Consider the following 14,792-nt stretch of genomic DNA (forward strand, 5'->3'; position numbering starts at 1 on the left):
ATCGATGTGATTCAGTGCACGGTTTCGAGCGTGCTGCCCGCGCCCATCACGTTCAGAAAGCGCGCTGTCAACGGATGATTCGGTCGCGTCAAAACCTGATGCGCGGCTCCGTCCTCCACGACGGTCCCGCCGCTCAGGAACACGACGCGGTCGGCCACTTCATCGGCGAAGCGCAACTGATGCGTCGAAATGATCATCGTCAGGCCATCGTCGAGCGCGAGGCGGCGGATCACTTCGAGCACTTCGCCCACGAGTTCAGGATCGAGCGCGGAAGTCGGCTCGTCGAGCAGTAGCACGCGTGGATTCGGCGCCAGCGCACGCGCAATCGCCACGCGTTGTTGCTGGCCGCCGGACAGATGACGCGGCAGCGCATCAGCGCGATGCGCGAGGCCCACGCGTTCGAGCAGGGCATCCGCGCGTCTGTTGGCATCGGCGAGCGTCGCGCCATGCACCCAGACAAGCGGCAATGCAATGTTCTCGCGCGCCGTCAGATGGCCGAAAAGATTGAACTGCTGGAACACCATGGCGACGCCAAGACTCGCGCGCTCCTTCGCAAGCTCGCGCGGATTCATGCGCCGCCCGTCATCGCGAAAGCCGAGGCGACGTCCGCCCACGCGTATCTCGCCATGTTCCCACTGTTCCAGATGATTGATGCAGCGAAGCAGCGTGCTCTTACCCGATCCGCTCGGTCCGAGCAGCGCGACGACTTCGCCCGATCGGATGTTGAGATCGAAGCCATTGAGCACCGGCTGCTCGCCGTAATGCTTGTGTACGCCGTTTATCTGCACGGCGGTACTGTTACGAGACAGCGCGTCGTAACGGCGTGCGCGGTCGCTGGGTGTGACGGGCGCCGGAACGAAGACAGGTGGCAGATCGGTCGGGCCTGCGGGCTTGGTCGGTACAGGCGCGCTCCGGCGTCGTCCCCAGAAGCCGCCACGCGCGCTGGCGCGGTCCAGATCGAGCGCGCGTTCGATCATCAGCTGAATAGCGGCGATCGCGCCCGTCAGACACAAATACAAGAGACCCGACGCAAAGAAGATCGAAAAGAAGTCGAACGTCGACGATGCAAGCTGCGTGCTGCGCAAGGTCAGCTCACCCACCGAGATAACCGAAGCCAGCGAAGAGTTCTTCAACGCGCTGACGGTTTCGTTGCCGAGCGCGGGAACCATCGAGCGAAAGGCCTGCGGCGCGATGATTCGGCGCATCAGGACGGAAGGCGTCATGCCGAGTGCCTGCCCCGCGAGCGTCTGTCCGCGATCCACGCCGAGCACGCCCGAGCGGAATATCTCCGCGATGAACGGCGCTTCGTTCGCAGCGAGCGCGAGGCCCGCCGCGCTGATGGCGCTCAGCTTGATGCCGATATGCGGCAACGCGTCGTAGGCGAACACGAGTTGCAGAATTAGCGGCGTGCCTCGAAAAATGACCGTGTAGCCGCGCGCGATGGCCGCGAGCGGTCCGATTCGGCTCAGCTGCATGGCGGCAAGGACGAGTCCCAGCACGAGCCCGCCCGCGAGTCCGAGCAAGGTGACGGCGATCGTGAAGCGGATGCCGTCGAGCAGATAAGGCAGGCCGAGATAGTGAAGGAATAGGTCCATATGCCGATGCTTCCGCGCTTACTTGGCAACGACGAGTTGCGGCGTAGCGAGATTCTCGACGCCGAGGCTCCACTTCGTGAGCAGCTGGGACTGCGCGCCGCTCTTCTGAATGGCGACGAGCGCGGCCATCACGGCATCGCGGAAATCGGGCTTGTCCTTCGGCACGCCGATGCCTACGAAGTACGGCAAGGTCACGGCGGTCGCTTTCTCCAGCTTGTCCGGATACGCCTTCACCGCCTGGTCGACCGTGTTCACGTCGTTGATGTACGTATCCGCGCGGCCCGCGAGAATGGCCTGGATGCAGTTAGCGTTGTTGTCGTAAAGCTGCACGGTGGCTTCGGGCTTGCTGGCCGCCTTGCATTGCGGCGCCAGCGCCTGAATCAGCGGCACCTCCACATAGCCCGTGTTTTCGGCGGCGGTCGTGCCGCACATCGACGTGTTGATGCCGGTGATCTTCTTCGGATTGCCCTTGGCGACGAGTACGCCGTCGAACACCTTCGAGTACGTGATGAAGTCCGCGGCCTTGGCGCGCTCCTCGGTCGCGTAGATATCGGAGATAACGATATCGGCCTGACCGCTCTGCAAGGTCGTGAGCAGCGCGGCGAAGGTCACTGGCTTGTAGGCCAGCGTGAAACCGAGGCATTGCGCGATCAACTCGCCCAGATCGATATCGAAGCCGATGTACTTGCTCGGATCGTTCGGGTCGAGCGCTTCATAGCCCGGCGTATGTGGGTTGATCGCATTGGTGAGTGTCTTGCCCTTGAACTGCGGATACTTCGCCTGCAACGCGCTGCATTCTGCGGGCGCGGCGGCGTACGCCTGTCCCGCGAAGGAGAACAACACCGCGCACAGCGCGCCAAATCCTGCACGAGATAAACGGCCCACGAGATTCCTTTGCATCGATACGCTCCTGACGGCTTATGACGATTGACTTGCGATGCCCAGAGCGTAGGCGACCGAAATCTCGCGAACTTGACTGGCTGCGCACAACTGCTGGTATTGGCGTGCACGTTCATCCAGGAACGCATGACGCAGCGCGTCGCGTGATGCGCGCAAGTGCAGGCGTGCGCCGCGATGGCGCATGTATGCACTGTCTTCGATACGCGATGCACCCGGCGCCGTGAGCATCGCGATGGCGTGAAGGTTGCTTTTGGAATGCTCTTCCTGCTTCGCCTATCGTGGAGTGTCCGTTGAACCTGTCGCGCTTCACCACCGAGTCGTATCCCGAGTTCGAACGCCGGCATGAATGGAGCGCGGCGCTCGCACGTCTCGGATGGCGCGGAAAGATCGAAGGCGGCGAACGCGGTCTGCACGGCACGCTGACCTCACGCGTATCAGCGGGCGGGATCGAATTCACGACCATCGCCTCGGCCGCGCAGACGCTGCAGATGAGCGCGGATCATGCGGACAGTCTCATGCTCGTGCTGCTGATCGATGGCGACACCACGCTCATCGCCGATGGTCTACGCGAGCGCGTGAGCCCGCATGACATCGTGTATGCAGCGCCGGGACAGAGCGCGTCACTGGTTTTCGCGGGACGCTTTCGCGCGTTCATCGTCCGGGCGCCTAAGAGCGCCATCAACGCGCGTGTCATCTCGCCGCTCTCGTTGCGCGTGGCATTGCTGCCCGGCGCGGCGGGCATCGGCCACATCTTCTCGGGCTTTCTGCGTTCAGTCGTGGAAAGCCTCGAAACGCTGAGCGCGGAGGAGTTGCGTCCCACCGAACTCGCGCTCGCCGAAATGCTCGTGGCCTGTCTTGCCGGACAGGAACGCAAAGGTTCGTTCAACGGGCTGACGCCGCCGCAGTCGGCCTTGTTCGCGCGACTGTGCCGCTTTATCGAAACGCATCTCGCCGATTCAACCCTGAGCGTGACCTCGCTCGCCAAAGACGAACGCGTGTCGCCGCGTTACGTGCAGAAGCTGTTCGAACTCGCCGGACAGAGTTTCTCGACTTATGTGCGCTCGCGCCGCCTCGAACGCTGCCGCGCGGAACTGGCCGATCCGCTCTCGGAGAAAGTCTCCATATCCGAGATCTGCTTTCGCTGGGGATTCAACGATCCGGCGCACTTCAGCCGCGTGTTCCGCGAGCGTTATGGCGCATCGCCCCGCACGTTCCGGCACGAAGCGAACCTGGAACTCGCGCGCCATCTCGTGCATTCGCTATCGCGCGGGCTGCCGGTGAACGCCGCGAGTCTGATCGCGCAAGCGCGCAGTGAAGAGACGGGCGACACGCTCGTCGCCCTGCGCGAAGAAAGCGATGCCGTGCAAGCGCGGCCCGCGCGGACGGGCGGCAGGCCGCGGCATCATTTGCTGCGCGCAACGGCGAACACGGTGCACTGGGGCTATTTCAGCCACGATCTCAAGCCCGTGCTCGAAGTCGCGAGCGGCGATACGGTGACGGTCGAAGCGCTCACGCAGCATGCGTCGGATGACTGGGACCGCATGATCGCGGGCGATCCTGGCGCGGAGAGTGTGTTCCACTGGACACCCGAACGCAAGAACGTCGACCGTCGCGGCGCGGGGCCGATGAACGCCTCCATCTATGGACGCGGCGCGGGCGAAGGCTTCGGCGTGCATATCTGCACCGGGCCGATTGCGGTGACGGGCGCGCAACCGGGCGATGTGCTCGAAGTGCGCATCGTCGATATACATCCTCGCCGCTGCAAGAATCCGAAGTTCCACGGCCGCGCGTTCGGCAGCAACGTAGCGGCGTGGTGGGGCTTTCATTATCGCGAGCTGCTCACCGAACCGAAGCCGCGTGAAGTCGTAACCATCTACGAGATCCTCACGGACAACGCGCGCGACGACAGCGCCTATGCGCGCGCCGTCTACAACTATCGCTGGACGCCGCAGCGCGATCCTTTCGGCGTACTGCATCCGATCATCGATTATCCGGGCGTGCCGGTGGACCACGCGAGCGTGGTCGAGAATCACGACGTGCTGAAGAACGTGACCATTCCCGTGCGACCGCATTTCGGCGTGATCGGCGTGGCGCCGCAGCAGAACGGTCTGATCGATTCGATTCCGCCTTCGGCCTTCGGCGGCAATCTCGACAACTGGCGCGTCGGCCCGGGCGCAAGCGTGTTTCTGCCGGTCGGCGTGGCCGGGGCGCTCTTGTCAATCGGTGATCCGCACGCGTCGCAAGGAGATTCCGAGTTGTGCGGCACGGCCATCGAATGCTCGCTCACCGGCGACTTCGAACTGATCCTGCACAAGAAGTCCACGCTTGCCTCGCAGTCGTTCGCAGACCTCACGTATCCGCTCGTCGAAACCGCCGATGAATGGGTGCTGCACGGCTTCAGCCATCCCGACTATCTGGCCGAATTCGGCACCAGCGCGCAAAGCGAGGTCTATCAGAAGTCAACGCTGGATCAGGCCATGCGCGATGCCTTCATCAAGACGCGGCGTTTTCTGATGTCCACCAAGGAACTCACTGAAGACGAAGCCATCTCGCTGATGTCGGTGGCGGTGGACTTCGGCGTCACGCAAGTCGTCGATGGCAACTGGGGCGTGCACGCGATCATCCGCAAGGCGTTGTTCACGGATTAAGTGCGGACTCGCGCTTCTTGCAGACCGCTTCTACCCGACGCCGCCACGGTTTCCAGCAGGAGAGTACGTCACCGCGTTCATCTAACCTTGACACGATTACGCCCCGCCGCCTTCGCATGATACAACGCCCGGTCCGCGCCGCATGAGCGCATCCACGTCGCGCTCGCCGGCATCGCGTCTCACCTCGCCGATGCTCACCATGAAAGGAATCGCCTTCACGCGCCACACATGCTCGACATCCGTAGATAAAAATAAATTCGTCACCGTTTGCGAAATAAAGTCGTCAACTGGCAGGTCATAATTGACGACCGGGCCCTTCTTACCTCACTGCAATGAGGAAGTTCGACGTCCGCGGTTAGAGGATAAGAGCTTGCTCTGCGTGCTCGAAGCATTCGACGTCTTTCCAGCACAAGGGCCACTCGAGGGTGAGACCGGCCGAACGCTGGCACGGTGATCAGGGCATCCAGCCTGCACCCGGCCATTGGCATGTTGAAAGGGTGACAAACGATTCCACCGCCCGGGCATTGCACACTTCTTAGATGCCACTCGCGAGCCACACGCTCTCGATCGCTTCGTTCTTTCAACGTCCCGAATCGCGTATTCTCGATGGAAATCGCCTTCCATCCTGAGATACCCACACACGCCGGCGGCTTGGCATGTTCGCCGGGATACGGCGCGCTAGTGAATCGCCTCGCCGAGAAAAGCGAAGTCGCACTTGGACGCCACATCAAAGAAGGGCATCATGGTCCGATGGCCTGTTGAGCAGGCGTTGACCCAGGTCACGAATCGAATGGAAAGGAGTCTTGGATGGCTGCACGGCACACTGCTGAACACACCATCTCAAGTTCTCTGGTCAGCAATTTGCGCGAGCCGCTCGCGAGAATGCGCGTGACTTCGTCATCGCGGACCTGATCGAAATACTGATAGAAGGTGCCGACACCCATCATATTCGTGGCTGAATGCGGCAGACGAACTGGGCGCCCGCCTTCTCGATTTCATGCCTGAAATTCTCGGGGGCCACTGGAACCGCAATCACGACATGTCCCGCATGCCTCGATCGAAGCGTCGACAGTGCGACGCGTATCGACGAGCCGGTCGCAATGCCGTCGTCAACCAGGATGACGGTCTTGCCCTCGATCGACACCGGTTCGCGCAATCCGCAGTACAACCGCTCCCGCCGCTGCAACTCGACCCGTTGTTGCGCAATGACATCGGATAATTGCTCGGGCGATATACGGTACGCGCGCACAAAGGGTTCGTTGATGAAGGTCACGCCCCCGCTTGCGATCGCGCCCATCGCCAGCTCCGGATCGTGAGGCACACCAAGCTTCCTCACGACCAGCACGTCCAGTGGCGCATTCAGCATTCGTGCAATCTCGACCGCCACTGGCACGCCGCCGCGCGGCAGCGCGAGGACGACAACATCGCTTCGATCGGCAAACGCGTGAAGTGCATGCGCGAGCTTGATTCCCGCGTCGGATCTGTCGACGAATGAAAAACTCATGCTTGCCTCGGGCTTGCAAGAAACACTCGATATCGATTCGGCACAGTCAGTCGTGCCTGATGCGGGTCTCGTCGCGGACGGTGCGAACTCCGTCGAGCGAACTAACTGCGTCGTATGTGACCTTCTTTGCGACAGGCGACGATACTGTTCCTCGCAGCGCCACCGCGCCGTCGGCAACCAGGACCTCGATATCGTCTGCTTCGATGTCGGCCGCGCGACGCAAGGCTGCGTGGATACGTGAAATTACCTGCATTCGCATCTGCCGGTCACTCACACGCAACAGGTTGACTACTTCGGTGACGCCGGTCAGACGCGCGACGACCTGCTCCGCGAGTTTTCGTTGAAACGACCACGGCACCTCACCCGACAAGGTGGCGCAGCCATGCAAGACGCCGACCTCAATGGCTTCGTCAGGAAGCCCTGCCTCCCATTTCAGCGCTGCGCGAAGATTGATAGCCAGCGCGGCATCCGTGCGTTGCGCATCATGCGGCAGGGTCACCACCAAGCAGTCTTTGACCGAGGCAACGCCCGGCAGCGCACCGACGACCTCGCATAGGGCCAGCTTGTTCGCGTAGCGTCTGACCTCTCCCCGAAGCGTCACGCGCCCATCATGAACATCCGCAAACACCGGTTCTCGCGCAAGGCGAGCGTCCTGCCGCAGTGCTTCGCCGATTGCGACGAACAGCGCGTTGTCTATCTGCGATGAGCCCTCGGCGGCGCGCTGCTCTGCGGCCACGTTTGGACAAGGTGCGGCAACATTTGTCGGCGACATCGTCAGCGTATTCATGTCAATCGTCCTAAACAGAGAGACGGCCCGCAACTCGAGCCACATCGTATGGTCCGCGAGCGACGAACAAACCCCGGCCCTTGTCACGGTGCATGCCTCCGCTACATATGCAACGTCGACTGCACGCTGCACGAACGCTCGCGACTGCGAGCGTTTGCGAGTAGCGTAGACAGCATCGCGAAGTCGCGCCCAAACTCTTCCATAAGGGTCATCGAGCTACACAACGCCGACAACCTGATCCTCTCCGCACGTGACCGCGAGACGCCGCACTCCGTGCCTGAGCACCGTCTGCATGGCATCGACACTATCGGCTTGCGCATCCACCATCAGCATGCCCGGTGTCATGACTTCGCCGACGAGAATATCGGCCGTTTCAATGCCATGCGTCACGGCGTTCAGGACGATGTCGCGGTCGGTGATGACGCCGATGACGCGACTCGACTTTCCGTCTTCCGTGACCGCAAGCGCACCGACGTGCTGACCGCGCATTTGCCTGGTCGTCTCTTGCAGGGTGCATGACATGGGAATGTGCACCGTACCGTTGCTACAGGTATCTGCGACCTTCATATGAATCTCCTCTAAGATTCGCGCGCTGCCAACATGACCGCGCGCCCCACAGTCGTCAAGACGCCGTGCGCTCCCGCTGGACCATTTCCGCGATCCGTTGCAGCGACGCGACCGTATGGCGAACGGGGGGCAGTAACTCGTTTTCCAAGCGTGCCGAAATCCGTTGGATTTCCAGCGTTCGTTCGATCTCGATCGGGGTTTTCAGGTTGTCCTCCGCTACCCCGTCGCCCGCCCAGCAGCGGGAATAGCGCCGCATTCCGTCGATCTCATAGCTGTAGCGGCGCCACCACCAGCACTCGCGCTGATCGCCCGTGTCCCGGCATCCACCTGCCTCACGCTCTGAGGCGACAGGACCGACGTGAGCCGCCTTGAGCATCACGAGCGTATCGATCGCGGCATGCCCTGTACGGGCGGCCATGGCTGCACATGCGCTTACATCCCTGGCATCTGCCACCTCGCCGCTTCGAAGCGCCTGTTCCTGCAGAGAACATAGACGCAGCAAAACGCCAAGCAAGTAGGCCTCGATGGCGACGGCAAAACCGTGGTCCAACGTTTGCAGGCTGCCCACGGGAAATGTCTCGTTGTCGAGAATAATCCTGAGCATCCTTTCCTTGCCCTCGGGTGACTGTTCATATCGGACCGCAAATGCGAGGAACGTTCGAAGATCATTGACGAGCGCGTCGATCGCCTCACCCTCCGGCACACATCTGACGTGCACGCCGATTTCAAACACGAGTTCGTGCACCAGTGCAGCGGCGCTGTCCGCATTCAGTCTGTCTGCTCGCTTTAGGCTGCGCATACCCTCTTCACGATGCAAGCCTTCCCCGATGAGCCACGCTTCCGCGCAAGCCGACGCCCACGTCGAGGGCACCAGCACCGTGACAGACGTGCCGGGAGAAGCGCCATGCACATTGAGATAGGTGACGTGATTTCCGTCTTGCGCGCGGAAGTGTTTCAGGGTCGAGGGGTTGCCTTCACTCATCTTTCGCTTCCTCCAAGAAGAACCGATATTCGTTTTCGCCTTGGACAGTCGTGCAACCAGATTACCGCCGTCGAGCCGGACACATTTGATACGGATCAATTGCAAGGCGCGTCGAGGCACAGGACTCAGGCGTCTCGCATCGGACGTCCGCTTGATGCAAGTCAAACCTTCCGATGCGCCTCGGCCTGCCGTCGCAAATTCAGGCGTAGTCGTAGCAAACGCCATCTAGCTGGTCGATCGACATTAGCTCTATTGCGCATTGCGGCCGGTGCTCGGGGCCGTCAATGGAAGGGGCTAGCCGCCCTGACCGTTGCCAACAAAGTCGAAGGCGAAGCGCTTGCGTCCCTGGTCATCAATAATGTGCGCGGCACACTAGGTCATGTGCGATCTGCTCGCCCGCCTTCGGCGACGCGCGCGGCGAACAGCTCGCCGCTCTCGGCAACGCGCGGCGCGTCGAGTGGGTCGTGAAAAAGCGATTCTCATCGCGGCAAACGGATGGACATGCTGTGGCGGACCGCGGCGTTGGCCTCAGAACGCGTCTTGAAGATGCGAAAACGAAATACGAACGCGAGGCGCTCGATCAGCGCCAAGCCAAACTCTCGGGTGGCGCAGCCGTTATCCGGGTCGGCGCCGCCACCGAAACGGGATTGCGCGAGCGAAAGAGCGGCTTCGAGGACGCGTTTCATGCAACACGCGCAACGGTGGAGGAAGGCATCGAGGTAAGCGGCGGTGTGGCGCTATTACGAACGCGTTCCGCTCTCATGCCGCGTGACGACGAATCGGCTACGTGGCGAACTGGTGCGGACATCGTCCGCGAGTCGCTGGCCGCGCCGCTATGCAGATCGCCCAGAACACCGGAGCCGATGCACTACCATTGAATGTGACACGGTCGGCACTTTAAAACGCGATACCGGTCGCCTCACTGCGGATGACGATCGATCGCATGGTCGCGCAGCAACCGGCGCTCGCGACATCGAAGCTTGCGACCAGCGTGCCAAGTTATCTCAGCGTGGAGTTTTGAGCACGCCGCTCGGAGCCGCGGCCAGCAACAATCGAATCGAGAACGTGACGGCACGATTCATCGCACTGTCAAGGTCGCTTTCGCCGGTTCATTCTTTCCGCCCGAGGCCGCGCGGAACTTCAACGCGCCAAGCGTGCGCGAACTCGATGAAGATGCGTCACTGTGGTTATGCACCGTGCGCTAAGGCTCGGCCGAGGCGCTGCAGCGCGGGCAACGACGAGCGGCCGTCGATACAGGCGTGTCCGGCATCAGCACGTTCAATTGCACGCCCCCACGAGGCGGCACCGTCACCAGGCGGTTGACGTCCGCCCCACCTCGGTTCACGACAATGCGGTAGCGGCCTGCGGGCAGCATGATGAAAAGGAACGGGCCATCGGTACGGGCATGCAGCATCGGGCGACCAGCATCGGTCGCAACCGTCACATCGACGTCGGAAAGATAGCTGCCTGAAGGCGTTGCAAAAGTCAGGCGCAGGCTGTATCGAGGCGCAGCTGCCTGGAATGCTTTCGCTTCGTCGATGCCAACCCCGCCTGTAACGAACAGCATGCCGTCGCGGCTGACGGGCTCCGGCAAGGGTTGAGATAAGGCCGTGTGCGCGCCGAAGAGAAGCGCGATACCGAGCGATGTGCGAAGAATCGGACGATCGACGATACGCATGTTTGAGCCTCCAGATTCGCATGAAGAGATGGCGAAGGGTCGGTGAATCTAAACATCCGTCGCACTCACGCGATTCGGTTGACCCAGGTCAAGCGGACAGCACTTCCAATGCGCGGCATCACATCGCACGATGCGTCGGGGCCGGCCGCTCCCGCACCGGGTCGCGACATCGTCGCGCTCCTAGGCGCATCATCGCGCGCGCAGCACTCGTCGGACGATGTTGGTCAAGGTGTAACGAGCGGCGCGACATGGACTTCGTGAGGTCAACTTCGCTGCGCGTCCCATCGTTCTGCGCAGCGTGTATCCGTTCATCCCATAGGATGCGCAGCATTTCCGCCACGAGCGGGCCCGCGAACAACCCGATCAGTCCGAACGCGGCAACACCTCCGATGATACTGAGCAACGCGATGGCGAACAGCATGCGCACCGCATTGACGATGACCACCATCCGGATGACATTGTCGATCGAGCTGACGGCCAGCGCGCCCCACAGCAGCAGGCCGATGCCGCCCCATGGATTTGCATCCATGAGCAGGGCGACTCCGGTGGGCAGCCAGACGAGGAGCGCGCCGAATGGCACGAGCGCCGCAAGTGCTGTCAGCAACGTCAGCAAGAGCGGTTCATCGACGCCTGCCGCCCAGTAGCCCACGCCAGCGCACGCCGCTTGCCCGACCGCAGTAACCGGGACGCCGATGAGCACCGCACGCGTAACGCTGCGAAATGCCACGACGTAAGCATCGAGTCTCGGACCGATGAGCGGTTCCAATACTCCACGTACCTTCACAATCAGCGATTCGCCGTGCCGATAGGTGAAGTAAAGCGCAATGAAAGTGAAGCCGAACAGCAGCGCATTGCGGCCCGCCTTCGACATGACGCTTAGCCATTCGTCGCCTGGAAATGCGAGATCTTTCCGCAAGGCTGGCGCTTCGCGTATCAGCTCGGATAGTTTCGCGCCGACGACCGGAAGGTCCGCGACGACTGATGCAAGCCGCTTCGGCTCTCCGCCACTCCATGCGACGAGTCGATTGGCTAACTCGGCGACCTCGCGCGCCAACGGCACCGCAATGGCAATCGTCAACCCGGCGATGACCAGTGCGACCGAGACGGTCATCATCAGCGCGCTCAACGACGCACCTCCACGCAGGCCCTTGCGGATGACCATGTACAGGGGCCACGTTGCATAGGCAAGAATGAACGCCCACAGTACACGGGCGATGAAGGGGCGAACGAGCAGTGCCCCCAGCGCGAGAATAACGATGGGAGCAAGCCACGATGCATTCGACGCAGATGTTCGCTCTTTCAATTTGCTATCGCCCTATAGAATCGGCTGGTCGTGCTGAGACACGTCTTGGCTGTTCCATCGAAACAGCCCGTGACGCACCGCGTATTTTTCTCCCTCCACCAGCACGAATATGCCGCAGGACAGTGCAAGCGCACCGGCCAAATGCCATGCATCGAGCGGAGCGGTCCCTGGGACATCATTCATGAACGGCACATAGATGGTCGCTATCTGCAACGTGATCGTCAATGCAACGGCTCCGGCAAGCGGCCGATTGGAGAACAGGCCGAGTTCGAAAGTCGACCTGCGCGCCGACCGGATGGCCATGACATGTCCCATTTGCGAGAGCGACAGCACCACGAAGGTCATGGTTTGCCACTGCGACTGATCCGCCCTTCAAAGCATAGGCTTGCGTGGCCAGCGTCACGCCCGACATGGCGATCGATACCCATACGATCTGCTGCCCACATCCGCGCCGCAAAAAGAGTCTCGCCCGTTGCGCGGGGCGAGCGACGCATGACGTCGGGCTCCGCGGGTTCTGCGGCAAGCGCCAGTCCAGGCAAACCGTCGGTAACAAGATTGATCCAGAGAATCTGGATCGGAAGCAACGGCAGCGGCAAGCCCAGGAACGGTGCTACTGCGACGACGCAGAGTTCCGCAGTGTTGCATGTCAATGCATAGCGGACAAATTTCCTGATGTTGTCATAGATGCGCCGCCCTTCCTTGATGCCGGCGACGATCGTGCTGAAATCATCGTCGAGCAGCACAATGCTCGCTGCCTCCCGGGCCACGTCCGTGCCGCGCATACCCATCGCCACCCCGATGCCGGCGCGGGTCAGCGCAGGCGCGTCGTTGATGCCGTCGCCCGTGACCGCCACGCAATGCCCTCGCGCCTGCAACGCCTGCACAATCCGAATCTTCTGCGACGGATCGAGCCGCGCAAATACACCGATGCTCCCGATCTTTTGAGCCAGTGCTTCATCCGACAACGTTTCGAGTTCGGGGCCGGTCAGAACCGACCGGTCGTCGGCGACGATACCGAGCGACCGTGCGATCGCTCGTGCGGTGACAGGGTGATCGCCGGTGATCATTACAGGTACGATGCCGGCGGCCTTGCACACATCGACGGCGTGCCGGGCATTCGGGCGCGGAGGGTCCTGCATACCGACAAACCCGAGGAGTGTATGACCGGTCTCGACCAATTCTGCGTCACGATCGATCAGCGGTGACGAGCGCCACTCGCGCTTCGAAACTGCCAGCACGCGCTCACCATCGGCAGCCATCAACGCCGCGATAGCCAGTCGCGCCGCCCGATCGAATGCAATCGCAGGTTCGCCGGAAGCCGAGGTGCAGCGTGCAACGATCGCCTCGGGCGCGCCCTTCATATAGGCCGTGAAGCCCTCGCTCGTCTGGTAGACGACCGTCATTCGCATGCGCTTCGAGTCGAATGGCAGTTCGATGATGCGTCTCCAGCCTTCATTGAACGTGCCAGGATCGATCGCGGCGTCGACTGCGGCGCGCCATATCGCGACTTCGGTCGGGTCACCGAGCCATCGTCCCGTGAGACGCTCACGTGCGCCAGCGTCAGAATTGCAACTCGAAACCGCGGCCGATAACAGCGGCAGCGCCTCCTGATCGAGAACTCCTCCTTCAAGCACGTGTGCCATTCGCCCGCGCCCCGACGGCGCGAAGTCGACAGCGTGCATTTCGTTGAGCGTCAGGGTTCCGGTCTTGTCGGTACAGATGTGGCTCACCGAGCCGATCGTTTCGATGGCTGACGGCTTGCGCACAAGCGCGCAACGCCGCGCCAGATTGCGTGCGCCGAGCGCAAGCATGATAGTGAGTACGGTCGGCAACGCCTCGGGGATTGCAGCCACTGCAAGACTGATCGACGTCAGTAGCATCAGCGGAACCGATTCACCGCGCGCGATGCCCGCAGCGAAGAACCCGAGGCACATGATCGCGATGGCGATGCCCAACTGGCGTCCGAACGGCGCCAGACGCTTCTGTAGCGGTGTGCGCGGCGCCTCGACGTTCTTGAGGAGTGCAGCAATCTTGCCGAGGTCTGTTTCCATGCCCGTCGCGACGACGATTCCGGATCCGCGGCCGTAGTCGACGCTCGTGCCGATGTAGGCCATGTTGGTACGTTCGGCAAGCGAAGCATGAACGTCCGCAAGCGTCGCCACTGCCTTATCGACTGGTAACGATTCTCCTGTCAATGCGGCCTCGCTGATTTTCAGCTGCACGCACGCGGTGAGCCGCATGTCTGCGGGCACTCTCGCACCCGCTTCGAGGAGCGCGAGATCGCCCGGCACGACCTCGCTCACGGGAACTGTCATGCGATCGCCGCCTCGAATGACCGTCGCGCGGAAAGCGCCAAGATTTCTCAGTTCTGCTAGCGCTTGTTCCGCACGCACGCTCTGGAGCGCACCGACTGCGCCGTTGAGCAACACGAGTGCAACGATCGCAAGTGCGTCCTCGACTTCTCCTGTTATGGCGCCGATTCCCGCTGCGGCAAGCAGCACGACATTGATGGTATCCGTGAACTGCGAGGCAATATGCGAGATGATCGAGCGCGATCGCTCGCGCGCGGTTTCATTCGGCCCGTGGTGGACGAGGCGCTGCGCGGCGTCACTGGAATCGAGCCCCTGGTCGAGGTCAGCCTTGAGCTCGAGCGCAACGCGTTGTGCGCTGTTCGTGTGCCAATTCTTGTTGCCGGTGACGGTCATGCAGTTTCATCCGATCACGTTTCCCAAAAACTCCGGCAGCATGCGCGCGGCATGGCACAGCGGCGTTTGCGTGTACTTTCATCCATCATCCTGCGTTCGAAAGCAGCACCGGGTCTGATTTAG

General features: G+C 61.8%; 12 protein-coding genes and 1 pseudogene. 1 reads left to right on the top strand and 12 read right to left on the bottom strand.

What is annotated here, in order from left to right:
• Window positions 1-11: 11 nt before the first annotated feature.
• Window positions 12-1,595 carry an amino acid ABC transporter permease/ATP-binding protein gene (locus tag NK8_RS35600; RefSeq protein WP_213233350.1) on the bottom strand — a complete coding sequence of 528 codons (1,584 nt, stop codon included), beginning with the start codon at window positions 1,593-1,595 and terminating at the stop codon, window positions 12-14.
• A gap of 18 nt (window positions 1,596-1,613) precedes the next feature.
• On the bottom strand, window positions 1,614-2,495 hold the full coding sequence (locus tag NK8_RS35605) for an ABC transporter substrate-binding protein (RefSeq protein WP_213233351.1): 882 nt from the start codon (window positions 2,493-2,495) through the stop codon (window positions 1,614-1,616).
• A 290-nt stretch (window positions 2,496-2,785) separates the two neighbouring features.
• Here NK8_RS35605 and NK8_RS35610 point away from each other — a divergent pair, with 290 nt between their 5' ends.
• A complete protein-coding gene (locus NK8_RS35610) occupies window positions 2,786-5,143 on the top strand; it encodes an acetamidase/formamidase family protein (protein WP_213233352.1) in 2,358 nt (785 codons plus the stop codon).
• A gap of 77 nt (window positions 5,144-5,220) precedes the next feature.
• Here the strand turns inward: NK8_RS35610 and NK8_RS43165 are convergent.
• The 10 genes and pseudogenes from NK8_RS43165 to NK8_RS35650 form a co-directional block, all read right to left on the bottom strand.
• Window positions 5,221-5,383: pseudogene (locus NK8_RS43165) on the bottom strand (diguanylate cyclase); the annotation flags it as partial.
• 703 nt (window positions 5,384-6,086) lie between these two features.
• Window positions 6,087-6,647, bottom strand: coding sequence for a phosphoribosyltransferase (locus tag NK8_RS35615; protein WP_367657820.1), 561 nt, complete (start codon window positions 6,645-6,647; stop codon window positions 6,087-6,089).
• Window positions 6,648-6,693: 46 nt separating this feature from the next.
• Window positions 6,694-7,434, bottom strand: coding sequence for a BON domain-containing protein (locus NK8_RS35620; RefSeq protein ID WP_213233353.1), 741 nt, complete (start codon window positions 7,432-7,434; stop codon window positions 6,694-6,696).
• A 216-nt stretch (window positions 7,435-7,650) separates the two neighbouring features.
• The gene (locus NK8_RS35625) at window positions 7,651-8,001 is read right to left on the bottom strand and encodes a CBS domain-containing protein (RefSeq protein ID WP_225936551.1); all 351 of its coding nucleotides are present in this window, start codon (window positions 7,999-8,001) and stop codon (window positions 7,651-7,653) included.
• A 55-nt stretch (window positions 8,002-8,056) separates the two neighbouring features.
• A complete protein-coding gene (locus tag NK8_RS35630) occupies window positions 8,057-8,983 on the bottom strand; it encodes a hypothetical protein (RefSeq protein WP_213233354.1) in 927 nt (308 codons plus the stop codon).
• A 479-nt stretch (window positions 8,984-9,462) separates the two neighbouring features.
• On the bottom strand, window positions 9,463-9,669 hold the full coding sequence (locus NK8_RS35635; RefSeq protein ID WP_213233355.1) for a hypothetical protein: 207 nt from the start codon (window positions 9,667-9,669) through the stop codon (window positions 9,463-9,465).
• 515 nt (window positions 9,670-10,184) lie between these two features.
• Entirely contained in the window at window positions 10,185-10,661 is a 477-nt protein-coding gene (locus tag NK8_RS35640; protein WP_213233356.1) for a carboxypeptidase-like regulatory domain-containing protein, read from the bottom strand.
• Between the two features lie 118 nt (window positions 10,662-10,779).
• The gene (locus NK8_RS35645; protein WP_213233357.1) at window positions 10,780-11,964 is read right to left on the bottom strand and encodes an AI-2E family transporter; all 1,185 of its coding nucleotides are present in this window, start codon (window positions 11,962-11,964) and stop codon (window positions 10,780-10,782) included.
• Between the two features lie 12 nt (window positions 11,965-11,976).
• Window positions 11,977-12,309, bottom strand: coding sequence for a cation transporting ATPase C-terminal domain-containing protein (locus NK8_RS43170; protein ID WP_225936552.1), 333 nt, complete (start codon window positions 12,307-12,309; stop codon window positions 11,977-11,979).
• Entirely contained in the window at window positions 12,306-14,669 is a 2,364-nt protein-coding gene (locus NK8_RS35650) for an HAD-IC family P-type ATPase (RefSeq protein ID WP_225936553.1), read from the bottom strand. The genes NK8_RS43170 and NK8_RS35650 overlap by 4 nt, the downstream gene beginning before the upstream one ends.
• Window positions 14,670-14,792: the final 123 nt, after the last annotated feature.

It is taken from the genome of Caballeronia sp. NK8 (assembly GCF_018408855.1).
Classification (GTDB): Bacteria; Pseudomonadota; Gammaproteobacteria; order Burkholderiales; family Burkholderiaceae; genus Caballeronia.